Source organism: Pseudomonas imrae (genome assembly GCF_046352735.2).
GTDB classification, from domain to species: Bacteria; Pseudomonadota; Gammaproteobacteria; order Pseudomonadales; family Pseudomonadaceae; genus Aquipseudomonas; species Aquipseudomonas imrae.
Map to the genome: position 1 here is coordinate 239,348 of NZ_CP110853.2, position 22,184 is coordinate 261,531.

Sequence of the window (22,184 nt, forward strand, 5' to 3'; positions counted from 1 at the left end):
AGGGGAATTGCAGCTAAGTTCCGTTATCGGTCGCGATTGAGAGGCAATATTCGGTGACTGTGTAATGACGCCAAAAAACGGACTTTAGGCGCGAGGGAGGCTAGGCACCCCCCTCGCGCCTAGGGGGTCAGGCGTTTGCCGGGCGCAACGAGTAGGTTTTCAACTGGTGGGCAAAGTCGCGCAGGGACTGAATCCCGCTGGCCTCGGCCTCGTGAACCCATTCCTTGATCGCGGCCAGCATGTCATGGCCATTGGTGCTGGTCTTGAGCCAGATCTGTTGCAGCGCCAGGCGCTTTTCGTAGATCACCTTCAAGGCATGGCTATGTTCCAGCATGCTCTGGATGCGTACATGGTGGCGCTCATCCAGCAGGCTGGTTTCCCGGGACAACAGGCGCTTGGCACGGTGGAACTGGTGGCGGACCGAATGATCGACCTTTTCCAGCTCCTGCTTGACCAACGGTGCAATCACCAGCTTTCGGTACTGGGCCATGATCTGGAAGCGGTTGTTGAGGATCGCCATGGCAGTGTCCATGTCCAGGTGACCCTTGCCTTCGACCCGATGGGCGATAGGGGCGACCCGCTGGACCTTGGCCAGGCGCAGGAAGCTGAACACCTGGATCCAGGCCCAGCCCAGGTCGAACTCCCATTTCTTCACCGACAGCTTGGCGGAGTTGGGGTAGGTGTGGTGGTTGTTATGCAGCTCTTCGCCACCGACGATGATGCCCCATGGCACCAGGTTGGTCGCCGCGTCACGGCACTCGAAGTTGCGATAGCCAATGGCATGGCCCAGGCCGTTGATCACGCCGGCGGCCCAGAACGGGATCCACATCATCTGGATCGCCCAGATGGTGATGCCGATGGTGCCGAACAGCAGCACGTCGATAACCCCCATGAGCGCTACGCCGAGCAGCGGGTAACGCGTGTAGAGCTTGCGTTCGACCCAGTCGTCCGGGCAGTTCTTGCCGTAGATACGCAGGGTCTCGGGGTTTTCTGCTTCAGCGCGGTACAGCTCTGCGCCTTTGCGCAGGACCGTGGACAGGCCCTTGATGACCGGGCTGTGCGGGTCGTCGACGGTTTCGCACTTGGCGTGGTGCTTGCGGTGGATAGCCGTCCACTCGCGGGTGTTCTGCGCCGTGGTCAGCCACAGCCAGAAGCGGAAGAAATGTTTCAGGCCAGCATTGAGCTCCAGGGAGCGGTGGGCCGAATAGCGATGCAGATAAACCGTGACCCCGACAATGGTCACGTGGGTCATCAACAGGGTGACTGCCACCAATTGCCAGGCCGACAAGTCAAGAAAACCGTTGTACCACATAGGCTGTATGGCCCTCAGATAGATAAAAAAACAGCTTACGCATTATCACTAAGCCCGCAGATAAAACCAGCCACCTGTTCAGATAAGAGTGGCTGGATGTTTCTTATTCTATAATCCGCAGTCTTTATAGGGTGAATTGGTTTTTTGGTAAGGATTACTAACCGTATGCTGTTTTCGTACCGAAGTGCCGTGCGCATAGGGCTGGTGTATCTACTGGTGTCCATTGTATGGATCCAGCTCAGCCAGCAATTGTTGACCAACATTTTCGATGAGCCGATGGAGTTGATTCACTGGCAGGTGGTGCGTGGATATGTGTGGGTCAGCCTCAGTGCCGTGGTGATTTTTCTTCTATGTGCCCGTTTTGCCCGTGTCAGCCTGGTCCAGCAGCCTTTGCAGGACAGCCGTGACCGCCTTCGCCAGGCGGCAGCCGTGTTCGATTGCACTCGTGAAGGGGTGTTGGTTACCGATGTCCAGGGGCTGATAGTTCACGTTAACCGAGCCTTTATCGAAATCACCGGATATCGTCGTGAAGACGTGCTGGGATGCCGACCCAGTCTATTCAAGTCGGGTCGCCACTCGGCGAGCTTCTACCTGAAAATGTTCGAGTGCCTGGAGCGCAGCGACGAATGGAGCGGGGAAATCTGGAACCGGCGCAAAAGCGGGGAAATCTACCCGCAGTGGCAGACCATCCGTGTCATCAAGGATGACCAGGGCCAAGTCACTCACTACGTCGCGGTGTTCTCGGACATCAGCGCGATCAAGCATTCCGAGCACGAACTGTCCCACCTGGCCCATCATGATCCGCTTACCAATCTGCCCAATCGCCTGTTGTTCACCGATCGCGCCGAGCAAGCGCTGGCTTCGGCGCAGATCCACAAGCGTGGCTGTGCCCTGCTGCTTCTGGACCTTGACCACTTCAAGATCGTCAACGACAGCCTTGGCCACAATGTCGGGGACCAGTTGCTCAAGGTGGTGGGCGAGCGGCTGCAAGGCCTGTTCGGTCGCGGCGTGACCCTGGCGCGCCTGGGGGGTGATGAGTTCGCGGTGCTGGCGGAAAGTTGTCCACAGGTGGTGCAGGCCGCCGCCATGGCACAGCAAATTATCGACAGCATGAAAGAACCGTTCGTGTTCGACGGCCACCAACTGTTTATCAGTGCGAGCATTGGCATCAGCCTGTTCCCCAGCGATGCCTTGAGTGCCGAACAGCTTCTGCGTAACGCTGATTCGGCACTGTTCAAGGCCAAGAGTACCGGGCGCGAAAGCTATGCGTTGTATACCGAGGAGCTCACGGCCCACGCCCAGAACCGTATCGAAATCGCCAATGAGCTGCGCCGCGCCCTCGACCAGCAAGAACTGCGCGTCTATTACCAGCCGGTGCATGACCTGCAGACCAGCCGCCTGGTTGGGCTTGAAGCGCTGGTCCGCTGGCAGCACCCGGAGCGCGGCCTGGTGCCTCCTGCGGAATTTATCCCGATTGCCGAACGCACCGGGTTGATTGCCGATATTGATGCCTGGGTCATGGATCAGGCCTGTCGCCAGATGTGCCGGTGGCTCGCAGAAGGCAAGGGCCTGGCGTTTTTGGCGGTGAATATTTCCAGTCGCCTGTTTGCCCGCCAGGAACTCTACGGGCAGGTGGCCAGAGTGCTGCACGACACTGGGCTGGACCCAGCGAAGCTGGAGCTGGAGGTCACCGAAAGCGCAGTGATGGATGATCCGGAAAGCGCGCTTGAACAGTTGCATCGCCTGCGGGAGCTGGGCATAAGCCTGGCCATCGATGATTTCGGCACGGGTTATTCGTCGCTGTTGCGCCTCAAGCGGTTGCCAGTACAGAAGTTGAAGATTGACCAGGGCTTTGTCGCGGGCCTGCCATGGGACGAAGACGATGCGGCGATTGCGCGGATGGTCATTGCCCTGGCACAGAGCATGGGCATGCAGGTCCACGCCGAAGGTATCGAACAGGAGGAACAGGCGCGGTTCCTTCTGGAACACCAGTGCGACCTTGGCCAAGGCTACTGGTTTGGACGGCCAATGCCGGCCGCCGAGATTGACTGGAACGGGGCGCCCCCTATCCGGTAACTGCCTGTGCCTGTAAGGCCTGCCCTTTCATCGCGAGGGCAGGTGTTTTTTAATTCCCAATGGTTATATAAAAATTCTTAAATAGTCTTTTTAAGAATATCTGCGCTTGTCTACTATCGCTCTCACGCCGCAAGCAGTGCCGCCACTGCGAGGCACTTCTTATTTCAGGAGCACGATCATGAGCGCATCTCTACGTAGCGTTGACGGCCAGGACGAAGCAGCGATCTTGCGTGAAATCCAGAGTGCCTTGCGCGATCTGCGTTTTGGTGCAGTGGAAATCACCGTTCACAACGCCCAAGTGGTGCAGATCGAACGCAAAGAGAAATTCCGCTTACAGAGCCCGGGCAACAAACCGAGCTGAGCATGATCGACGACTCGATTGCTGGACCCGTATATCTAAGAAAAGCCAACACTCAAGAACTTCAGGAGCTTGCTATGTCGTCGATTCGCCGTTATGCACTGGCTGCACTGGCCAGCGCTGTGTTTGCCGGTTCTGCCGTCGCCCAGGATTATGAGCTGCTTAACGTTTCGTATGATCCGACCCGTGAGCTGTATCAGGAATACAACGCCGAGTTCGCCAGCTTCTGGAAGAAGGAGCACCCGGGCGACAACGTCAAGATCCAGCAATCCCACGGCGGTTCGGGCAAACAAGGGCGGGCGGTGATCGATGGCCTGCGTGCCGACGTGGTGACTCTGGCCCTGGCCGGTGACATCGACGAAATCGCCAGGCTGGGCAAGACCCTGCCGCAAAACTGGCAAACCCGCCTGCCCGAGGCCAGCACGCCCTACACCTCGACCATTGTGTTCCTGGTACGCAAAGGCAACCCCAAAGGCATCAAGGACTGGGGTGACCTGATCAAGGATGATGTATCGGTGATCACGCCGAACCCGAAAACGTCCGGCGGTGCGCGCTGGAACTTCCTGGCCGCCTGGGCCTACGGCCTGAAAGCCGGGGGCAGCGAAGCCAAGGCCCAGGAATACGTGAAGGAGCTGTTCAGGCGCGTGCCGATCCTTGACACCGGCGCTCGCGGCTCGACCATCACCTTCGTCAACAACGGCCAGGGCGACGTGTTGCTGGCCTGGGAAAACGAAGCCTTCCTGGCCTTGAAGGAAGACGGCGGCACCGACAAGTTCGAGATTGTCGTACCGTCCCTGTCGATTCTCGCCGAGCCGCCGGTGGCCGTGGTCGACAAGAACGCCGAGAAAAAGGGCAACACTGAAATCGCCAACGCCTATCTTAAGCATCTGTACAGCCCGGCAGGCCAGGAGATTGCCGCGAAGAACTTCTACCGTCCAAGGGATGAGGCGGTCGCCGCCAAATACGTCCGGCAATTCCCGAAACTGGATCTGGTAACTATCGACAAAGACTTCGGCGGCTGGAAAACTGCCCAACCGAAATTTTTCAATGACGGTGGCGTATTCGATCAGATTTACACTGCCCAGTAAGCATCCTGTGGAGCCCGGCAGATGTGGAGGCGGGCTTGTGTGGGAGCGGGCTGCTTGCGCACAAGCCCATTCCTGCAGTGGTATCTAACTGTTAACCAAGGACTTTTATGTCGCGTCGTATCTCCCCCGTCATACCCGGCTTCGGGCTGACGCTGGGCTACACCTTGGTGTATCTCAGTCTGATTGTGCTCATACCGCTGGCGGCCATGTTCGTGCATGCCGCTCAACTCACCTGGGATCAGTTCTGGGCCATCATCTCGGCGCCGCGTGTGTTGGCGGCGTTGAAGTTGAGCTTCAGCACCGCGCTGTACGCTGCACTGATCAACGGAGTGATCGGCACGCTGTTGGCCTGGGTGCTGGTGCGCTACACATTCCCTGGACGCAAGATCATCGACGCGATGATCGACCTGCCGTTCGCCCTGCCCACCGCCGTGGCCGGGATCGCGCTTACTGCCTTGTATGCGCCGAACGGCCTGGTGGGCCAGTTTGCCGCCGACCTGGGCTTCAAGATCGCGTATACCCCGATCGGCATCACCCTGGCGCTGACTTTCGTCACGCTGCCGTTCGTGGTGCGCACGGTGCAGCCGGTGCTCGCCGATATCCCCCGGGAAATCGAAGAAGCCGCCGCTTGCCTCGGTGCCAAGCCCTTGCAGGTATTTCGCTACATCCTCGTACCGGCATTGCTGCCCGCCTGGCTGACCGGGTTTGCCCTGGCGTTTGCCCGTGGCGTGGGTGAGTACGGTTCGGTGATTTTCATTGCCGGCAACATGCCGATGAAAACCGAGATCCTGCCGCTGTTGATCATGGTCAAGCTCGACCAATACGACTACACCGGCGCGACCGCTATCGGCGTGTTGATGCTGGTGGTTTCCTTTGTCCTGCTGCTGCTGATCAACTTGTTGCAGCGGCGCATCGAACACCCATAGGGAGGCGCGGAACATGTCCCAATCGTCTATATGCGCTGCGTCCTCGGCCAACGCTGCCCGGCGTGGCAGTGCGGTGTCTCGACGCATCCTGATTGGCCTCGGCTGGCTGATCTTCGCGCTGTTCCTGTTGCTGCCGCTATTTATCGTGGTGTCCCAGGGCCTGAAGCTGGGCCTGGGCGCGTTCTTTACCGCGATCTTCGAGCCCGACGCGCTGTCGGCGCTGAAACTCACGGTGTTTGCTGTGCTGATTTCGGTACCGCTCAACGTCGTCTTCGGCGTCAGTGCCGCCTGGTGTGTGAGCAAGTACTCGTTCCGTGGCAAGAGCATGCTGGTGACCCTGATCGACCTGCCATTTTCGGTCTCGCCGGTGATCGCCGGCCTGGTGTATGTGCTGATGTTCGGCGCCCAGGGCTTCTTCGGCCCGTGGTTGCAGGATCATGACATCCAGATCGTGTTTGCCCTGCCGGGCATCGTGCTGGCGACGATCTTTGTCACCGTGCCGTTCGTGGCCCGTGAACTGATCCCGCTGATGCAGGAGCAAGGTACCCAGGAAGAAGAGGCTGCACGCCTGCTGGGCGCCAATGGCTGGCAGATGTTCTGGCACGTCACCGTACCGAACATCAAATGGGGCCTGATCTACGGCGTGGTGCTGTGTACCGCCCGGGCCATGGGTGAGTTCGGCGCGGTGTCGGTGGTGTCGGGGCACATTCGCGGCGTCACCAATACCCTGCCGCTGCACGTCGAGATTCTCTACAACGAATACAACCACGTTGCCGCGTTTGCGGTGGCGAGCCTGTTACTGATCCTGGCGCTCTGCATCCTGCTGCTCAAGCAGTGGAGCGAGAACCGAATCAACCGCCTGCGCGCCAGTAGCGGTGAGGAATAAGTCATGTCGATCGAAGTCCGTAACGTCAGTAAGAACTTCAACGCATTCAAGGCCCTGGACAGCATCAGCCTGGATATCCAGAGCGGTGAACTGGTAGCGCTGCTGGGCCCGTCCGGCTGCGGCAAGACTACCTTGTTGCGCATCATCGCCGGCCTGGAAACCCCCGACACCGGCAACATCGTGTTCCACGGCGAAGACGTCTCCGGCCACGATGTGCGTGATCGCAACGTTGGATTTGTGTTCCAGCACTACGCGCTGTTTCGCCATATGACGGTGTTCGACAACGTCGCATTCGGCCTGCGCATGAAGCCGAAAAAACAGCGCCCGAGTGAAACCCAGATCGCAACCAAGGTCCATGAGCTGCTGAACATGGTGCAACTGGATTGGTTGTCCGACCGGTATCCCGAACAACTGTCCGGCGGCCAGCGCCAGCGTATCGCCCTGGCCCGCGCCCTTGCGGTAGAACCCAAAGTGCTGCTGCTGGACGAACCGTTCGGCGCACTGGATGCCAAGGTCCGTAAAGAACTGCGTCGCTGGCTGGCGCGCCTGCACGAAGACATCAACCTGACCTCGGTGTTCGTGACCCACGACCAGGAAGAGGCCATGGAAGTCGCCGACCGTATCGTGGTGATGAACAAGGGGGTGATCGAGCAGATCGGCTCTCCGGGTGATGTCTACGAGAGCCCGGCCAGCGATTTCGTCTATCACTTCCTCGGTGACTCCAACCGCCTGCACCTGGGCGAGGACAAGCATGTGTTGTTCCGTCCGCACGAAGTGTCGCTGTCGCGCCATGAGCTGGAGGATCACCATGCTGCCCAAGTGCGTGATATTCGCCCACTGGGTGCAACCACGCGGGTGACATTGAAGGTGGAAGGCCAGAGCGAGCTGATCGAAGCCGAAGTGGTGAAAGACCACGATAGCCTTGCCGGGCTGGCGCGCGGCGAGACCTTGTTCTTCAAGCCCAAGGTCTGGCAAAAAGCCTGAATCTTTGACCAGCCCCGATCCAATATGGGAGCTGGCGGTCTAGCGTGGGTGGCCGGCGCGCGGGTTGTGCAGCGCACGTACCGGCCCTGAACGCTCCTCGATCTGCTGCTTGAGGTCATGGCGCAGCCCCAGCAAAAACGCCAGCTCTGCCACCACGAACAACGGCCCGACGATCAGCCCGGATACGTCATCGACAAACGCAGGCTTTCTGCCTTCGTAGTAATGGCCGACAAACTGAATCACCCAACCCAACACAAACAGGCCAATGCCACTGCCGAGCCACACAAACGTGCTTTGCGCCGCCAGCGCGTGCCCAGCCCAGACTGACAGGCCCATCAACACGCTCATCAATGCGCCCAGCGCCAGTTCCAGGCGCAGGTAAAAACCGGCCGAGAACAACGCCAGCAACACTGCTGGAGACAGCCAGAGCCCGGCCTGCGACCATTCCGGGCGCGACAGCAGGATGGTGACCGCTACGACGATCATGGGGATGCCGATAAAGTGACTGGCGATATTGCGCGGGTCGCGGTGGTAGGCGGCGTATTGACTGAGATGGTCGACGAGGCTTTTCATTGTTATTCCTCCTGTAGGATGTTTGATCATGCCCTGTCAGACGCAGGCGAACTGTCAACTGGCCGACAATCTTCGGAGTGTTCATGGACGCAGAGAAATGGCACCAACGACTGACCGCCGGTCACTGGTACAGCCACCTGCCGGCTGAACTGCAGGCCTGTCTGTTGACGGCGGCGCGGTTACGCTTGCTGACGGTGGGGCAGAGCTTGTTCAAACGCGGCGATCCGCCTTGTGGCGTGTATGCGGTGCTGGAGGGCGCGGTGCGGGTCAGTGCGGTGAACGCCCAGGGCAAGGAAGCGGTACTCAGCCTGGTGGAGACACCTTACTGGTTTGGCGAAATCTGCCTGTTCGATGGGTTGCCGCGCACTCACGATGCCCTGGCCGTCGGGCCATGCACGCTGTTGCAGGTGCCACAGGCGAGTATGCTCCGGATTCTTCAGGACCATCCGGTGTACTGGCGTGACATGGCCCTGCTGATGAGCCACAAACTGCGCCTGTCATTGATCAATATCGAACAGATGAGCTTGATGCCAGCCTTGTCGCGACTGGCGCACCGGTTGCTGATGATCGCCCAAGGCTACGGTGAAATAGAGCACTCGCGGCGCCTGTTGCAACTGCCGCAGGAAGATCTGGCGGGCATGCTGGGCCTGTCGCGCCAGACCACCAACGCCTTGCTCAAGACATTGGCGCAACAAGGCATCGTAGAACTGGGTTACGGCGCAATCGAAATACTGGACCTCAAACGCCTGCGGCTGGCCGCAGGCGTGGACGCGGCTACGTTGGCCAGGGAAGCTGGCCAAGCCCCGCACAATTGAACCGACGGTTTTCAATAAACCTTGAAGAGGTAAGAAATGCAGGTGCTGTTAGTGGAAGACCAGCCCCAGTTGGCCCGACGTATGGCCCAAGGGCTGGAAGAAGCAGGCTACACCGTGGAAGTGGCGGCCAATGGCATGGCGGCCCAGCGGTTTGTCGAGAATGCCGAATACGATCTGGTGATCCTTGACGTGATGCTGCCGGGCCTCAATGCCTGGAAACTACAGCAGGCCATTCGTCAAAAAGGTCGGACGCCGTTGCTGTTCCTCACCACCGCGAACGGGATCGAAGACCGCCTTCGAGGGCTGGAGCTGCATGCCGATGACTATCTGCTCAAGCCATTCGAGCCCAGGGAGCTGGTGGCGCGGGTGAAGAAGGTGTTGCGCCGTGATCGTGGGTATTAACCATTTGGAGGCGATATACCTGTCAAGGTTGACAGTAGATAAGCTGTGTTGGTGATTGCACTCTTTGATCGTCAATTCTGACATTAGAGGAGTGAATGCTCATGGCATCTAAGATCGATGTATATATTCCCGGTACTAAAAAAACACTGGAGCCAACAGAACCAAGAGTACCGGCTCCCGAGGTTACGACTCCGGTGTCGGGTGGTACTTACGCGAAGTCAGTGGATTTTGAAGGTACCGGTTATGTGGGTTGGTCAGTTTCTTTCTATGTCATTCCGACCGATGGACACCCGATCGGCCAGGCCAGCGTGGATGCGCAAGGACATTGGAAGTTTTCAGTTGAAATGAACCCTGGCACTCATGAGGTGTTTGGCGTGCAAAGAAATAACCGGGAAACTTCCAATTGGACCCCCTTCATCGAGTTCAATGTAACTTGAAGCCTTGCCTTTTCGTTGAAGGCCTTCGGAGCAAACCCCAGGCCGTTCATGGGGTTACGGCAGTTTCTCCCGAAACTGCCCAGGCGTCATCCCGGTCCAGTGCTTGAAAGCGCGGTTGAAGCTGCTGGTATCGGCAAACCCCAGCAGATAACTGATCTGCACAGCGAGCAATGCGGGTCACGCAGATGCTGCAACGCGAGGTTTTCCCGGCACTCGTTGAGCCGGTACGCTGTCGATGATGCAGGTGATCGACATTGCCGCCGTGGTGATCATCGGGCCCAATGTATTGCGCACTTTCTGCCTACACTTTGTCAGCTCCAACATGCACCAGACCCAAGTGCTCAACCCTTGGTGGCTGTGGCCGTCGCAGGCGTTCTGCTTCAAGTTCGGCAGCACCCATGGCATTCATCACCTTGTGGTCAAGGAGCCGTTCTATATCCGGCAGATGACGGCGAAAGTCGCGCATGAGGTGATGACGCAGATGGGGAGCGCGTCAATGACGTCGGCACGTTTGCCCGGGCCAATCGGTTTGAGCGCAACACGAGCTCATCCACCGGGCGGGTCAATCCGCTTGAAGCGGTAACCCGCTGAATGCGCGCTAGCCGGGGACAGCGGCGTAACGGTAAGTCACCGGGCTGAACACCCGCGTTACCACCAGCATCGCCAGCACCGAAAGGGTCAGCATTGCCCAGGCACTGGTAAAGCTGCCGGTGAGCTCGCGCAGCCAGCCGGTCATCCATGGCGATACGGCGGTGATCAAAAAGCCCACGCCTTGCACGAACGCCGCCAGTTGCCCGGCTTCTCGCGGGTCACGGCGGTGGTCGAGGGTCAGCAGCAGGCTCAGGGCAAAGCAGGCACCCAGGCCGAAACCGATCAACGCCACCCATAAGTGTGGCTGTTGCAGTGGTGTCAGCCACAAGCCGAGATAACCCACGACCTGCGCCAGCAGGCTGATACTTAGCAACGGTCGGCGATCGACACCGCGTTGGGCCAGCGCGGGCATCAGCAGTGCGGCGCAGACCTGGAAAATTGTCATGAATGCCAACAGTGAACCGCTGGGCAGCACAGCCCAACCCAGTTGCTGGTAGTAAGCCGGCAGCCAGGCCACCATGCTCATGTAGCCGCAGTTCACCAAGCCGAAATACAGCGCCAGCAACCACGCCCGGCGGTTGCGCAGGCCTTGGAGCGGTCCTGGCACCTGCGGCTTTTTTGCCGCTCCCAGCGGTAGCCAGGCCCACAGCAACAATGCCCCGAGCGCTGGCAGCAGCCAGACGCCAAGCCCGGCCTGCCAGTGCTGGAAGTGGCTGGCGACCAACGGGCTGAGCAGCGCCGCCAGGCCACCGCCGCCCATCAGTGATGCGGAGTAAACCCCCATCGCCAGCGGTACCCGGTGATGAAACTGACGCTTGATCATGGCCGGCACCAACGCCTGGATCAGCGCCACGCCAGCCCCGCCGAGCAACGCCGTAGCCAGCAATGCCGGGGACTGATCCAGTAGCCAGCGCGCCAGGCATGCCAGCAGAATCATCATCAGGCCCAAGGCGATGCCGCGTCGCTCGCCCAGCTGGGCTTCGATACGGATGCCGACCAACGCCACCAAGCCCATGCACACCACCGGCAGGCTGGTGAGCAATGCGCTGCTCTGGAAGCTCAGACCGGTAGCCTGGCGTATCTCGCCCAGCAGCGGGCTGATGGAACTGAGAATGGGCCGCAGGTTGAGCCCCAGCGCTATCAGCAGGCCCCAGCCGGCGAGCTTGCTGGTTAGTGAGTTATTCAGTGTCATGCGTGGCCTGCTTGGCAGTCATAAAGTCGTCCTTTGCAAACGCAAGTCGCAACTCTCGTAGCAACTGATGCATGGTTATGATCGGTTTCGAGACGTGAAGTATGAGCAGGCACCGAGGTATTCTGAAATTAAATATAACCATGCCAATCAGTGGCAATCGCGATGGTGGTGTTTATGTTCGATCCCGTGTTGCTGCGCAGCTTTATCGCCGTCGTCGAGTGCGCGAACTTCACCCGCGCGGCCGAACGCCTGCACCTGACTCAATCCACGGTCAGCCAGCAGGTTCGCCGCCTGGAAGAGAACGTCGGTTGCCAATTACTCGACCGTGATCAGCGTCGGGTCGTGGCGACCGCCGAGGGCGAGCGCTTGTTGGCTTATGCACGCAGGATCCTGATGCTGCACGAGGAAGCCGCTGACGTACTGATCAACCAGCGCAGTGACGGTGTGCTGCGCCTTGGCGTACCGGAGGACTTTGCCGCCGAACGCTTGATGCCGTTGCTCTCGGCTTTTGTCGAGGCTTACCCACGGGTGCGCCTGGAGGTGACCAGTGGCCTGGGCCCGGAGTTGTTGCGCCAATACCGCGCGGGCGAGTTCGATGTGTTGCTGGTCAAGCAGATGGGCAGCAGTGACGACTGCCTGGCCTCGTGGCCGGAGCCGTTGTGCTGGGTCGATAGCCGCAACTCGCCCGCCCTGGAGCGCGATCCATTACCGTTGGTGGCTTTTCCGGTAGGGGGCTTGTACCGCAATGAAATGCTCCACCACCTTGAAGTCTGTGGCTGGCGCTGGCGCATCGGCTACTCCAGTGCGAGCCTTGCGAGCGTGTGTTCGGCGGTGGCAGCCGGGCTCGGTATCAGCCTGTTGCCCGAGCGCGTGGTACAGCCCGGGCATATCGTGCTGAGCGCGGATACCGGACTGCCTGCGGTGCAAGGTGTGCGATTGGCACTGTATGGACGCAGTGGCTTGGGCGCAGCAGGGCAGGCGTTGCAACAACAACTGCTGGAGCTATGTGGGCGCGGTCTACCCTGAGCGCTGTATCTGAACGAGGCCTCCGCTGGCGTTCGGAGGCGCTGGCCCAGTGACTGACATTCAGATGCGCTTGGAGGTGTTCGCCTCAAGCAGTTCAGTGATGAGTTCGGTCGCCGCTCCATGTCCGAACAGATGGCCGGCATCCTGGCGTGGACCGACAGCCGACTGCCCGTCCTGGCCGGTATAGGCAAGTGTTCCTCCCAATACTTCTACGGCGCTGTGAAAGCCATTGCTGATAAGAAAGGCCCCGACGCCCGCCGCTCGGGCATATCTGGCGTCCTGATGAGCTGGTGGCAACGGGTCCATTGGATTGAGGCTGGCGGCAGGTCGGCTGCGATGAGTGTCCATCACTTGGGTAAAGGGTTGTTCTTCGCCGCGCAGAATATCCCAGACCGCCAGGGTTTCCGCCTGTGTGCCTGACATATGCGCCACCAGCGGCTCTTCGGTATGAGCGACACGCTCTTTCTTGAGTTGTGCTACATCCCATCGACTGGGAAGCAGTCGTTTGTGCAGTGGAATGCTCAACCTGTCATCGGCCTCACGCCCAAGATTATGGATGCCGGTGCGAGGAGGTTGCTCGTTGGGTGGTTTGATTCGCTCCTGCTTTTTGGCAGGACCTATAGCGCCGGAACCTCCCAGTGCCGTAACCGGCGCCATCAATTGGGCAGCTGACTGTGATCGTCCCAGCAACGAGGGAATGGCGATCCTCAGGGCCTGATCCTGCTCTTTGGTGCGTTCAACACCTGTTGTTGTATCAGACAGAATGGCGCCAATATCCCCCATCAATGCGATCAGTATCGAACGGTCCTTGGCAGTGGCCCTGTCGCTTCCTGAGGAGCCATCGTCCTTCAGGCGTTGGAGACTTTGGAGTAAATCGTGCGGCCCCTGGCCAGGCATAAGGCCCTCAGTTCCAAACAGATGTCCACCCAAAGGAGCTTGCAGGTCACCCAGTTTGTGCATCATGTCCTGGGTACGCCCGGCGGCCAGGCCTAACTCTTGACGCAATACTGGGCCGGGATGATAAAGCAGGTTTCTCGCCGCTATCGTTTGGCGCATGGCCAGTGTCCTGGTCGTACCGTCAACTGCGGAACGGCTTGCTGGATCGACAAACTCGGCTGTGTTTGAAGAGCGGCTCAAGAATGCGTGTGGGAGAGTCTGAGTGATACGCGAGAGGTCGGAGCCTCGTCTGCCTTTGTCGATCAACGATTCTGAGGATGGCTGTATCCCAGGGTAGGAATAGGAGGCCTGAGTTAACCCCCGAGGACCGCCTGGGATCGCCCGGCTATGGTCGCAAGGGCGAGGCGCTAGAGATGCTTGTTCGCTGGGTATGAGCACTTTGCTAATTCTCCAGGAGAGGGTACTCACATACGTGGTGCTCAGTTCGCGAGGAGTTCCTCGACCTTCTTCCATGACTTATGGAACTGGTGAACTGTACGCGGCCACTGGGAATTCAACTTCAATCCGATGTTGAAGCAGCGAACAATCCAGCCGACTAGTCAGGTAATCCACAGATGAACCTTGAGTTATTGCTGCACGCTTTAGGCAAAAGGTATGGCGCCAAGCTTTCTCTGCAAAACGGGATTTGTGCGTTGAACAATGCCCAGGGTCAGGAGGCGGTGGTGATCGAAGTGCCTGCCGATGCAGCTATGGTCATGCTTCATTGCACTATGACCGCTCTTGCATCAAGTGAGGTGTATCGGCACTTGCTCAAGGTGAATTTCCAGATGGATAAAACATTGGGTTGCTGGTTGGCCCTGGATGATCTGGAAAATGTTCAGTTGTGTGACCAATTACCCCTGGTTGTTTTGGATGAGCTTACGTTCTGCGATTGGGTGTCGGGATTCATCACGCATGCCATGGCCATGCGCACCCGATTGAGCGATGTGGGTAAAGGCTCTCAGTTGCTGTGAGTAGTGTCAGATGACAATGGCTGAACACGGCCTGGTCTGGTCAGACACTGTCATTCGTTTTGGTTATAGATAAATATCTTCTTATTCCTTAACGAATATATGTGACGTCCCTATACTGGTCAGCAACGTTAAACGCTGCAGGAGGGCACACCCATGCACAGCGAATTGATTCGTTACCTGATCGTGCCGGGCTGGCAAGGGTCGCCAGAAGATCATTGGCAAAGTCATTGGCAGAACAGCTTGCCCAACAGCGCTCGGGTGGAGCAGGCCGACTGGCTCACGCCCCGTCGCGAAGATTGGGTCGCGGCCCTGGCCGAGGCGATTGCGGCTGACAGCACACCAGTGATCCTGATCGCCCATAGCCTGGGCTGCATCACCGTTGCCCACTGGGCCAAAACTGCTCCGTTGCGTTTTTTGCGCCAGGTGCGCGGCGCCTTGCTGGTCGCCCCGGCGGATGTTGAACGCCCGGCGTGCGCGCCTGCGTTGCGCAACTTTGCACCGATCCCAAGGGATCTGTTGCCGTTCCCCAGCCAAATTGTATGTTCCGACAATGACAGTGCTGTCAGCGCTGCCCGGGCTCTGGACATGGCGCGTGACTGGGGAGCAGAGGCCGGGATTCTTACAGGTGCCGGGCATATCAATGTGAAGTCCGGCCACCAGCGCTGGGAGCAGGGGTTCTCCTACCTCTATCGCCTGCAAAATCGCCTCGAGCATCACGCCCGGCGCCGCGCCTGAATTTTTTCAACGCCCCGTTCCTTTGTGGGTGTGGGCGGGAGTCTGCCATGAGTTTGCACGAAACCTATGGTCAGCCCTTGCTGACCTTTCCCGACGCCGAAAAAAGCCCGCTGAGCATCCGTGCCAAGGCGCTGGTGTTCGTCGATCCGCGTTCTCGCCAGTTGCGCGAAGACCTGGAACACCTGGCCCCTCGCGCCTTGCCGGTGCTGATTCGCGGCGAAACCGGTAGCGGCAAGGAATTGCTGGCGCGGCATATCCATCGCGGCAGTGATCGCGGCGGTTTGTTTGTGTCGGTCAATTGCGGCGCCATCAGCCCGACGTACGCCGATGCGGAATTGTTTGGCTATGCCGTCGGTAGCTACAGCGGCGCCGCCAGCAGCCGTGCCGGCTGGTTTGGTTCGGCCAACGGCGGCACCCTTTACCTGGATGAAATCGGCGATTTGCCGTTGCCGATCCAGATCAAATTGCTTGCTGCCCTGGAAAATCACGAAGTCACCCGTGTCGGCGCCCAGCAACCCAGCCCGGTGGATGTGCGCCTGGTAGCGGCCACCAGCATTGATCTGGCCCAGGCGGTGGCTGTCGGGAAATTCAACGAGCGTTTGTTCCATTACCTTGGCGAAGGCCAGCTCGAGTTGCCGGCACTGCGTGAGCGTGTGGGAGACATTCTGTCATTGGCCGAATACTTTCTTGGCATCTACAGCCAGCGCCTGGACTTGCCGGTACCGTTGATTAGCGACGCCGCGCAGCGGGTGTTGGAGCAACACAGCTGGCCGGGCAACACCCGGGAACTGGAGAACGTGATTCACTTTGCACTGCTGGTCAGCAGTGGCGATGAAATCCTGCCGGAGCATCTGAATTTGCCTCTGCCCTCGGTGGTGCAACTTGAACATCAGGCCCGGCAGATTCTCAGCAGTGGTAGCGAGGCGGAGCGTGTGGCGTTGAAACGTTTGCTGCAAAGCCTGAGTGCTGTATGAGCAAAATGGAATATCAAAGTGAATAAAAGGTATTGTTCGGGAATAAAAAATATCGGTATTGTCCTCTGCATGCCGCGATAGCACTTCGCTGGTACCCCATATAAGAAACGGCCGTCATTGACGCTCCGGATTTACGATTAAGGACACTGCATGAAAAAGGTTCTGTTGTTCACCGCACTGGCGGCTGCCTTGACTGCCGGCCTGGCCCAGGCCAACGAGAAACTGGTGATCGCGGCCACCCCGATTCCCCATGCCGAGATCCTCGAGTTGATCAAGCCGGCCCTGGCCAAAGAGGGCGTGGACCTGGAAATCAAGGTGTTCACCGACTACGTACAGCCGAACGTGCAGTTGGCCGAGAAGCGTCTGGACGCCAACTACTTTCAGACCCTGCCGTACCTGGAAAACTTCAACAAGGGCAAGGGTACCAACCTGATCACTGTCGTCGGTGTTCATGTTGAACCGTTTGGTGGGTACTCGAAAAAAATCACCAAGCTGCAAGATCTGAAAGACGGCGCCACCGTCGCCATTCCCAACGAAGGCTCCAATAGTGGCCGTGCCTTGTTGCTGCTGCAGAAAGCCGGCCTGATTACCCTCAAAGACCCGACCAACGCGTTGTCCACACCCAAGGATATCGCGAGCAACCCGAAGAACCTGAAGTTCAAGGAACTGGAGTCGGCGTTGCTGCCACGGGTGCTGGACCAGGTTGACCTGGACATGATCAACACCAACTACGCCCTGGACGCGGGTCTGAACCCGGCCAAGGACGCCTTGATCATCGAAGACGCCAAGTCGCCCTATGTGAACTTCCTGGTCGCTCGTCCAGACAACAAGGACAGCGACGCTATCCAGAAACTGTCCAAGGCCCTCACCAGCCCGGAGGTCAAAGCCTTCATCGAGAAACAATACAACGGTGCGGTCTTGCCCGCGTTCTGATGCATTAGTCCCCTTCAAGGTTTGAACGCCGACGGCTGGTACAGCGTCGGCGTTTTTTTATGCCAGCAGGTCGATTTTTCCACGCGGGTCTATCGACTGTTAATAGCCCTGCGCAACGCTACCAACCACTTCACCAACTCTTGCGGATCAATCGGTTTCGCTTCGTTCATTGCTCATACCCTCACGTGACAAGTGGCCACAGTCTGGCCAACCGCTGCCTGCCCCGGCAGATGCGCACGGCAAAAAAGAGCCTTCCTACGCCCGTGAGAACAATAGCTGTCACCACTGACCCGGTGAATCCGGGGGGTTATCTGTTTGGGTGACATCAATATGCTATTTGGGTATTGAAATTTTTTGTTTTTATACCTTTAAAGTCCAGCGCTACCCGGCATTACCCCGGCGGCGCCAGGACGTGGGCATGGTGTGGCGGTTGTGTACTTCTTCCCACCTCAAGGGTTCATGAACAACGTATTTGTGCGCAATCCAATACCTAGTAAGACAGCACCGTAGGAGGCTGGTAGCTGTCGTTGGGAGACGCTTCCTTTTCGTTACTGACAACCCAGCCCGCAGGCTTGTGACGGGGCGTCCCCCGTCGTTTCATCTCCAGTTCCGCTAATTGGCTTACGCCGCATGAACTGGAGAGACGCACGGATGAATAAAGGCTATTTCATTGGGCTAGGTGACAAAACCAGCTGCGGTGGCGAAGTTCTGGAGGGTGACAACAGGGTCAGTCTCTATGGCCTGCTTCATGCGTGCGAAGGCGATCGGGTCACCTGTGGAAAGAACGGGCAGGCGTATACGATTCTCGGCGGCATTTCCCATATAAGCAGTCATGGCCGGCATATGGCTGGCACGCTGGACAGCTTCAGCAGTTGCCCGTGTCGGGCCCAGCTGATTCCGTCGGTATTCACCGTCAGCTACAGCAATCAAGGTTATTCATTGCAATCCAGCAGGCGCGCGCCTGAACCGGCTCCGTCAACCCGGCGCCCGGTTGCGCCGCCTCAGTCTTCCTACACCCCTCCACGCAACCCGACACCCGACACGTTTACGGACGTGCAAGGCGAGGAACCGGGCTTCTACGTGCCCTCCAAAAGCATGCCCCGCGAAGCACTGGAGGCCATGCTTTTTCCTGTGCCTGATCCCAGTGTGATGCGCAAGTTTTACGTGCTCAACCCGAAGATTGGCGATGTAAAAGCCGGCTCGATGATCGTGCTCGGCGATCCCCGAAACACTTCCTGTACCTACCAGGAAGCACAGCTGATGCAGGCCGCCCAGCAAGTCGAGGCAACCCTTGCGCCCCTCACGCCAGAGGAAGCTGACTTCCTGCATCGGCACGCTGCCGAAATCGCCAGCTTTTCCGGCCAGGGCTCGACCTGGCTGGGCGTCAGCGCCGTGATGATGGAAAAGCACCTGGCCAACCTGCGCGACACGCTCCAGGCCATGGAGCGTTTGCATCAGGAAAATTATCGCCGGCACGGTCATCTCAAATCAGCGCAATTCTTCGCCGATCGCCAGCACCTGCTCAAACAACTGGATGCCCACCTGTTGAACTCCACCCGCCTGCGTGGCCAGACAACCTTCGGCGATCACCCGAAGTTGAAAACGGCGCTGGGTATTTCCAGCAAGAGCCTGGTGCATCACTGGGACAAGGCCGGTGCTCCGGGACAAATTCCGGGGTATGCCGGGCATGTGGAGGCGATCAGTCGTGCTGCCAAGTACATGACGACGGGTGGGTATATCGGAATCGGGGTGGGCGGGGTGTCGTCGTTATTGGCGATTGAGCAGGTGTGTAATGGGGATTCCGGGGAGGCTTGTGAGAGGGTCAGGTTTACGGAAGGAGGGAAGTTTAGTGGGGCTACCTTTGGTGGTGCTGCGGGTGGTGGACTAGCCAAATATGCCAGTGGCCCGATCTGTGTGGCACTTGGCGCGTCTACGGGTATAGGCGGTATTGTTTGTGTGGCCGCAGTTATAGGGACTGGCTCATGGGTGGGTACCAAACTCGGTGAGGCGGGGGGCGAAGAGTTAGGAGAAATGCTGTACGAGAAAATTTTGCCATGACAGTGGAAGAGTTTTGGAAATCCTGGCTGGCGATCTGGTTTTTGGCTGGTCCATTCCTGCTTACAGCTGTGGATCTTGCTTACAGTTTCTACCTGAGCCATCGTCACTTGGACGCCATCAAGGAGGCCTTGAAGAACAGTCGCTATATTTACATTTGGGGGACAAGTCTGGGCAAACGGGGTTTGATCTGGTCATTTTTGGAGATCGTAAAAATCACCCAGATGATCATGATGCCAAGGTCATCATTAGTCATCGGTGAACTAGACCCTGTCGATCTTGAAAACTTCCCCCCTCACTTAAAACGTCTATTGAAGATCAAGTCAGTGATGATGATTGGCAGTGGCGTATGGTTAGTGGCTGCATTTGTGCTGGTGAAATTTAAGTAACTCGATGGAAACTGAAGTCAGCTCTTGATATCAGTGGTCCGATCTGCCTGGCATTAGGTGCATCCACAGGTATAGGCGGTATTGTCAGAAAGGTGTGTCCCCCGGACGCTTATCCAAGGCTCAGCAGCAGCTGATTAATGCGCTTATCGCCAAAATGTAACGGAACGGGCATTGTTAGGGCTTTGATCGAGCACTGGAGAGCAATGACCATGAATGACATCGACATTGATCGATACGCGCCAGGCGACGAGAAAGATGTAATAGCTTTGATCTTGCCTATCCAACGTGAGGAGTTCGGAATTGAGATTTCAGCGGAGGATCAGCCAGACTTAATGCAAATCCAGTCGTTCTACCAGACCGGTACCGGTGACTTTTGGTTGGCCCGGAGACAGGGTGCAGTGATCGGAACGATTGGTCTGAAGGACATTGGCAATGGTGAAGTCGCTTTGCGCAAGATGTTCGTTGCAGCGCCTTGGCGAGGGCGGGAGTTTAATGTAGCCAAACAGATGCTTGAGCTCCTAGTTGAGGCCTCGAAAGAGCGTGGCGTAAAACGGATTTATTTAGGTACCACGGATAGGTTTTTAGCTGCCCATCGTTTCTATGAAAAACACGGCTTCGAGCTGATAGAACAGCAGAATCTGCCAGCCGGTTTTCCTTTGATGGTGGTCGATACGCGATTTTATGCGTTGGTATTGTAAGCCTTCCGGCACAGGAGCGGCGTTGTGGCCGCTTAAAATGAGGTGGGCACCATCGCCTTAAGCGACGGCATCAGGAAGATGTGTTGCCCGGACGCCTACGACTATGCCATGACAGCCGAGGGATTTTGGACATCCTGGCTAGCCGTCTGGCTTTTGGCGGGCCCATTTCTGCTTGCAGCTGCAGGGCTTACATACAGTTTGTACTTGAGTCACCGTCATCTGGACGCTATCAAAGAGGCCTTGAAGAACAGTCGTTATATCTACATTTGGGGCGCAAGCCTTGGGAAGCGGGGATGGATTTGGTCTCTCATGGATATGGCTAAAATCACCCAGATGATCATGATGCCAAAGTCATCGCTACTTACTGGTGAACTGGACCCTGTCGATCTTGAAAACTTCCCTCCTCACCTTAAACGGCTACTGAAAATCGACTTTATGATGATGATTGGTAGTGGTGTTTGGCTAGTGATCGTATCGGTACTGTCGGAGTTGAAGTAACTCGATGGAGAACGGCTTCCAACTGAAAACAGCTCTGCATATTCCCTCACCCCAACCCCGCTCCCCCAAACGGGCACAGGTACCTACATATCTTTACGGGTGGGGTCGGTCTGGGCACATACCCGTCCCTGCTCTCAACTCGGCCAATGCCAGGCAGGCTCATCCAGCACCCGCTGCCCGACAATCTGCGTCTGTCCCATCACCTTCTCCAGCACGATCGAATTGCATTCTTCATCCTGCTGCAATGCCGCAATCAAGCGACTGGCATGGGACACCACCCACACCTGGCACTGTTGTGATGCCTGGATAATCAAGCGGGCCAATGCGGGCAGCAAGTCCGGGTGCAGGCTGGTTTCCGGCTCGTTGAGCACCATCATCGTCGGTGGGCGTGGTGTCAGCAGGGCGGCGACCAGCAACAAATAACGCAAGGTGCCATCCGACAGCTCTGCCGCTGACAAGGGTCGCAGCAACCCGTCCTGATAAAACTCAATGGCAAAGCGCCCGCCCTGCAAGGGTTGGATATTCAAGCGTGCGCCGGGAAACGCATCGCTGACCGCGCGTTGCAGCGCATCGGGATCGCCGATCTCACGGATGGTCTGCAATGCTGCGGCCAGGTCGCGGCCATCGTGATGCAGCACCGGCGTGCGCGTGCCCAGTTGTGGCAGGCGCACCGGTGCCTCAGCGTCGCTGCGAAAGTGATCGTAAAAACGCCAGCCACGGATGCTTTCGCGCAGCGTCAATACTTCAGGAGAACCGCGCAGGCTACCGACTTGATCGAACAGGCTGTGGTAGTTGGGCGTGTGCTGGGCCAATACATCCCAGGCACGGCCATCGCGGGCGCGGATCATCGGCCCGGACCGTTGCACCAGCAGGCTCGCCGGGCGGTAGATATGGCCGGCCCAGATGCATTCCTTCTTGATCTCAGGGTCCAGAGAGAAATAGGACTCGCTGGGCTCGGGCAGGCCAAGGGAAATGGCATAGCTGAAATCCTCCCCGGCAAATCCCAGGCGCAGACGCTTGGCGCCTTGGGGCACGGCTGCCTGCACTTTGACTTCACCGTCGAGCATGCGACGGCTGATGCTTTCAGGCCCGGCCCAGAACGTCGAGTCCAGCCCGCCTTCACGGGCCAGGGCGTTGATCACCCCGCCCTGGGCAGTTTCCGCCAGCAGGCGCAAGGCGCGGTACAGGTTGGATTTGCCGCTGCCGTTGGGGCCGGTGATCACGTTGAGCCGGCCCAGCGGTACCACCAATTTATTGATCGAGCGGTAATTGGCCACCGCTAAGGTTTTGAGCATGGGGTCGCATCTGTTCGGGAACGAGGGTGAG

Annotated in this window: 23 protein-coding genes and 2 pseudogenes; 19 read left to right on the forward strand and 6 right to left on the reverse strand. The window is 58.1% G+C overall.

The window, feature by feature from the left end:
* Positions 1–127: 127 nt before the first annotated feature.
* Positions 128–1,312, reverse strand: a complete 1,185-nt coding sequence (gene desA / locus OQ460_RS00995) for a delta-9 fatty acid desaturase DesA (protein WP_410020085.1) — start codon at positions 1,310–1,312, stop codon at positions 128–130.
* A 165-nt stretch (positions 1,313–1,477) separates the two neighbouring features.
* Between desA and dibA the strand changes: the two genes are divergently transcribed.
* From dibA to OQ460_RS01025, 6 genes are all read left to right on the forward strand, one after another.
* Positions 1,478–3,388, forward strand: a complete 1,911-nt coding sequence (gene dibA / locus OQ460_RS01000; RefSeq protein WP_410020086.1) for a phosphodiesterase DibA — start codon at positions 1,478–1,480, stop codon at positions 3,386–3,388.
* A 178-nt stretch (positions 3,389–3,566) separates the two neighbouring features.
* The gene (oscA, locus tag OQ460_RS01005) at positions 3,567–3,749 is read left to right on the forward strand and encodes a sulfur starvation response protein OscA (protein ID WP_029299482.1); all 183 of its coding nucleotides are present in this window, start codon (positions 3,567–3,569) and stop codon (positions 3,747–3,749) included.
* A 74-nt stretch (positions 3,750–3,823) separates the two neighbouring features.
* The gene (locus OQ460_RS01010; RefSeq protein WP_410020087.1) at positions 3,824–4,834 is read left to right on the forward strand and encodes a sulfate ABC transporter substrate-binding protein; all 1,011 of its coding nucleotides are present in this window, start codon (positions 3,824–3,826) and stop codon (positions 4,832–4,834) included.
* Positions 4,835–4,941: 107 nt separating this feature from the next.
* Positions 4,942–5,760 carry a sulfate ABC transporter permease subunit CysT gene (gene cysT / locus OQ460_RS01015; RefSeq protein WP_410020088.1) on the forward strand — a complete coding sequence of 273 codons (819 nt, stop codon included), beginning with the start codon at positions 4,942–4,944 and terminating at the stop codon, positions 5,758–5,760.
* A gap of 13 nt (positions 5,761–5,773) precedes the next feature.
* Entirely contained in the window at positions 5,774–6,646 is an 873-nt protein-coding gene (gene cysW, locus OQ460_RS01020) for a sulfate ABC transporter permease subunit CysW (protein WP_410020089.1), read from the forward strand.
* A gap of 3 nt (positions 6,647–6,649) precedes the next feature.
* Positions 6,650–7,630: a sulfate/molybdate ABC transporter ATP-binding protein gene (locus OQ460_RS01025; RefSeq protein WP_410020090.1), complete on the forward strand. Its 981-nt coding sequence runs from the start codon at positions 6,650–6,652 to the stop codon at positions 7,628–7,630.
* A gap of 39 nt (positions 7,631–7,669) precedes the next feature.
* Here the strand turns inward: OQ460_RS01025 and OQ460_RS01030 are convergent, their stop codons facing one another.
* On the reverse strand, positions 7,670–8,203 hold the full coding sequence (locus OQ460_RS01030; protein WP_410020091.1) for a DUF962 domain-containing protein: 534 nt from the start codon (positions 8,201–8,203) through the stop codon (positions 7,670–7,672).
* A gap of 83 nt (positions 8,204–8,286) precedes the next feature.
* Between OQ460_RS01030 and OQ460_RS01035 the strand changes: the two genes are divergently transcribed.
* From OQ460_RS01035 to OQ460_RS01045, 3 genes are all read left to right on the forward strand, one after another.
* Positions 8,287–9,018 (forward strand): Crp/Fnr family transcriptional regulator, encoded by a 732-nt coding sequence (locus OQ460_RS01035; protein ID WP_410020092.1) that lies wholly within the window; start codon positions 8,287–8,289, stop codon positions 9,016–9,018.
* A 36-nt stretch (positions 9,019–9,054) separates the two neighbouring features.
* Positions 9,055–9,420 carry a response regulator transcription factor gene (locus tag OQ460_RS01040; RefSeq protein ID WP_410020093.1) on the forward strand — a complete coding sequence of 122 codons (366 nt, stop codon included), beginning with the start codon at positions 9,055–9,057 and terminating at the stop codon, positions 9,418–9,420.
* A gap of 101 nt (positions 9,421–9,521) precedes the next feature.
* Positions 9,522–9,857 (forward strand): hypothetical protein, encoded by a 336-nt coding sequence (locus OQ460_RS01045; RefSeq protein WP_410020094.1) that lies wholly within the window; start codon positions 9,522–9,524, stop codon positions 9,855–9,857.
* 54 nt (positions 9,858–9,911) lie between these two features.
* Here OQ460_RS01045 and OQ460_RS01050 read toward each other — a convergent pair.
* Positions 9,912–10,078 (reverse strand): annotated as a pseudogene (locus tag OQ460_RS01050) (helix-turn-helix transcriptional regulator); the annotation flags it as partial.
* On the opposite strand from OQ460_RS01050, the pseudogene OQ460_RS01055 reads away from it, so the two are divergent.
* A pseudogene (locus tag OQ460_RS01055) lies at positions 10,078–10,448 on the forward strand (fatty acid desaturase); the annotation flags it as partial. The pseudogenes OQ460_RS01050 and OQ460_RS01055 overlap by 1 nt on opposite strands.
* A gap of 7 nt (positions 10,449–10,455) precedes the next feature.
* Here OQ460_RS01055 and OQ460_RS01060 read toward each other — a convergent pair.
* Positions 10,456–11,640, reverse strand: a complete 1,185-nt coding sequence (locus OQ460_RS01060; RefSeq protein WP_410020095.1) for a CynX/NimT family MFS transporter — start codon at positions 11,638–11,640, stop codon at positions 10,456–10,458.
* Positions 11,641–11,814: 174 nt separating this feature from the next.
* Between OQ460_RS01060 and OQ460_RS01065 the strand changes: the two genes are divergently transcribed.
* Positions 11,815–12,666, forward strand: coding sequence for a LysR family transcriptional regulator (locus OQ460_RS01065; RefSeq protein WP_410020096.1), 852 nt, complete (start codon positions 11,815–11,817; stop codon positions 12,664–12,666).
* A gap of 60 nt (positions 12,667–12,726) precedes the next feature.
* Here OQ460_RS01065 and OQ460_RS01070 read toward each other — a convergent pair whose 3' ends face one another.
* Positions 12,727–13,629 carry a hypothetical protein gene (locus OQ460_RS01070; protein WP_410020097.1) on the reverse strand — a complete coding sequence of 301 codons (903 nt, stop codon included), beginning with the start codon at positions 13,627–13,629 and terminating at the stop codon, positions 12,727–12,729.
* Positions 13,630–14,177: 548 nt separating this feature from the next.
* Between OQ460_RS01070 and OQ460_RS01075 the strand changes: the two genes are divergently transcribed.
* From OQ460_RS01075 to OQ460_RS01110, 8 genes are all read left to right on the forward strand, one after another.
* Positions 14,178–14,576 carry a type III secretion system chaperone gene (locus tag OQ460_RS01075; RefSeq protein WP_410020098.1) on the forward strand — a complete coding sequence of 133 codons (399 nt, stop codon included), beginning with the start codon at positions 14,178–14,180 and terminating at the stop codon, positions 14,574–14,576.
* Between the two features lie 153 nt (positions 14,577–14,729).
* The gene (locus tag OQ460_RS01080) at positions 14,730–15,311 is read left to right on the forward strand and encodes an alpha/beta hydrolase (protein WP_410020099.1); all 582 of its coding nucleotides are present in this window, start codon (positions 14,730–14,732) and stop codon (positions 15,309–15,311) included.
* 47 nt (positions 15,312–15,358) lie between these two features.
* The gene (locus OQ460_RS01085; protein WP_410020100.1) at positions 15,359–16,285 is read left to right on the forward strand and encodes a sigma 54-interacting transcriptional regulator; all 927 of its coding nucleotides are present in this window, start codon (positions 15,359–15,361) and stop codon (positions 16,283–16,285) included.
* Positions 16,286–16,435: 150 nt separating this feature from the next.
* Complete coding sequence (locus tag OQ460_RS01090) at positions 16,436–17,218, forward strand: MetQ/NlpA family ABC transporter substrate-binding protein (protein ID WP_410020101.1); 783 nt, start codon at positions 16,436–16,438, stop codon at positions 17,216–17,218.
* 651 nt (positions 17,219–17,869) lie between these two features.
* Positions 17,870–19,276, forward strand: coding sequence for a PAAR domain-containing protein (locus tag OQ460_RS01095; protein WP_410020102.1), 1,407 nt, complete (start codon positions 17,870–17,872; stop codon positions 19,274–19,276).
* Complete coding sequence (locus OQ460_RS01100; RefSeq protein WP_410020103.1) at positions 19,273–19,662, forward strand: hypothetical protein; 390 nt, start codon at positions 19,273–19,275, stop codon at positions 19,660–19,662. Before OQ460_RS01095 ends, OQ460_RS01100 begins: the two co-directional genes overlap by 4 nt.
* 203 nt (positions 19,663–19,865) lie before the next feature.
* Positions 19,866–20,360 carry a GNAT family N-acetyltransferase gene (locus tag OQ460_RS01105; RefSeq protein WP_410020104.1) on the forward strand — a complete coding sequence of 165 codons (495 nt, stop codon included), beginning with the start codon at positions 19,866–19,868 and terminating at the stop codon, positions 20,358–20,360.
* A gap of 42 nt (positions 20,361–20,402) precedes the next feature.
* Positions 20,403–20,858: a hypothetical protein gene (locus tag OQ460_RS01110; RefSeq protein ID WP_410020105.1), complete on the forward strand. Its 456-nt coding sequence runs from the start codon at positions 20,403–20,405 to the stop codon at positions 20,856–20,858.
* Between the two features lie 134 nt (positions 20,859–20,992).
* On the opposite strand, the gene OQ460_RS01115 is transcribed toward OQ460_RS01110, so the two are convergent.
* Entirely contained in the window at positions 20,993–22,153 is a 1,161-nt protein-coding gene (locus OQ460_RS01115) for an AAA family ATPase (protein WP_410020106.1), read from the reverse strand.
* Between the last annotated feature and the right edge of the window lie 31 nt (positions 22,154–22,184).

What these genes read in the sequence shown, in the direction of transcription:
- desA (WP_410020085.1), bottom strand. Translation starts at nt 1,312, where the DNA reads ATGTGGTACAACGGTTTTCTTGACTTGTCGGCCTGGCAATTGGTGGCA.
- dibA (WP_410020086.1), top strand. Translation starts at nt 1,478, where the DNA reads ATGCTGTTTTCGTACCGAAGTGCCGTGCGCATAGGGCTGGTGTATCTA.
- oscA (WP_029299482.1), top strand. Translation starts at nt 3,567, where the DNA reads ATGAGCGCATCTCTACGTAGCGTTGACGGCCAGGACGAAGCAGCGATC.
- OQ460_RS01010 (WP_410020087.1), top strand. Translation starts at nt 3,824, where the DNA reads ATGTCGTCGATTCGCCGTTATGCACTGGCTGCACTGGCCAGCGCTGTG.
- cysT (WP_410020088.1), top strand. Translation starts at nt 4,942, where the DNA reads ATGTCGCGTCGTATCTCCCCCGTCATACCCGGCTTCGGGCTGACGCTG.
- cysW (WP_410020089.1), top strand. Translation starts at nt 5,774, where the DNA reads ATGTCCCAATCGTCTATATGCGCTGCGTCCTCGGCCAACGCTGCCCGG.
- OQ460_RS01025 (WP_410020090.1), top strand. Translation starts at nt 6,650, where the DNA reads ATGTCGATCGAAGTCCGTAACGTCAGTAAGAACTTCAACGCATTCAAG.
- OQ460_RS01030 (WP_410020091.1), bottom strand. Translation starts at nt 8,203, where the DNA reads ATGAAAAGCCTCGTCGACCATCTCAGTCAATACGCCGCCTACCACCGC.
- OQ460_RS01035 (WP_410020092.1), top strand. Translation starts at nt 8,287, where the DNA reads ATGGACGCAGAGAAATGGCACCAACGACTGACCGCCGGTCACTGGTAC.
- OQ460_RS01040 (WP_410020093.1), top strand. Translation starts at nt 9,055, where the DNA reads ATGCAGGTGCTGTTAGTGGAAGACCAGCCCCAGTTGGCCCGACGTATG.
- OQ460_RS01045 (WP_410020094.1), top strand. Translation starts at nt 9,522, where the DNA reads ATGGCATCTAAGATCGATGTATATATTCCCGGTACTAAAAAAACACTG.
- OQ460_RS01060 (WP_410020095.1), bottom strand. Translation starts at nt 11,640, where the DNA reads ATGACACTGAATAACTCACTAACCAGCAAGCTCGCCGGCTGGGGCCTG.
- OQ460_RS01065 (WP_410020096.1), top strand. Translation starts at nt 11,815, where the DNA reads ATGTTCGATCCCGTGTTGCTGCGCAGCTTTATCGCCGTCGTCGAGTGC.
- OQ460_RS01070 (WP_410020097.1), bottom strand. Translation starts at nt 13,629, where the DNA reads ATGATGCACAAACTGGGTGACCTGCAAGCTCCTTTGGGTGGACATCTG.
- OQ460_RS01075 (WP_410020098.1), top strand. Translation starts at nt 14,178, where the DNA reads ATGAACCTTGAGTTATTGCTGCACGCTTTAGGCAAAAGGTATGGCGCC.
- OQ460_RS01080 (WP_410020099.1), top strand. Translation starts at nt 14,730, where the DNA reads ATGCACAGCGAATTGATTCGTTACCTGATCGTGCCGGGCTGGCAAGGG.
- OQ460_RS01085 (WP_410020100.1), top strand. Translation starts at nt 15,359, where the DNA reads ATGAGTTTGCACGAAACCTATGGTCAGCCCTTGCTGACCTTTCCCGAC.
- OQ460_RS01090 (WP_410020101.1), top strand. Translation starts at nt 16,436, where the DNA reads ATGAAAAAGGTTCTGTTGTTCACCGCACTGGCGGCTGCCTTGACTGCC.
- OQ460_RS01095 (WP_410020102.1), top strand. Translation starts at nt 17,870, where the DNA reads ATGAATAAAGGCTATTTCATTGGGCTAGGTGACAAAACCAGCTGCGGT.
- OQ460_RS01100 (WP_410020103.1), top strand. Translation starts at nt 19,273, where the DNA reads ATGACAGTGGAAGAGTTTTGGAAATCCTGGCTGGCGATCTGGTTTTTG.
- OQ460_RS01105 (WP_410020104.1), top strand. Translation starts at nt 19,866, where the DNA reads ATGACCATGAATGACATCGACATTGATCGATACGCGCCAGGCGACGAG.
- OQ460_RS01115 (WP_410020106.1), bottom strand. Translation starts at nt 22,153, where the DNA reads ATGCTCAAAACCTTAGCGGTGGCCAATTACCGCTCGATCAATAAATTG.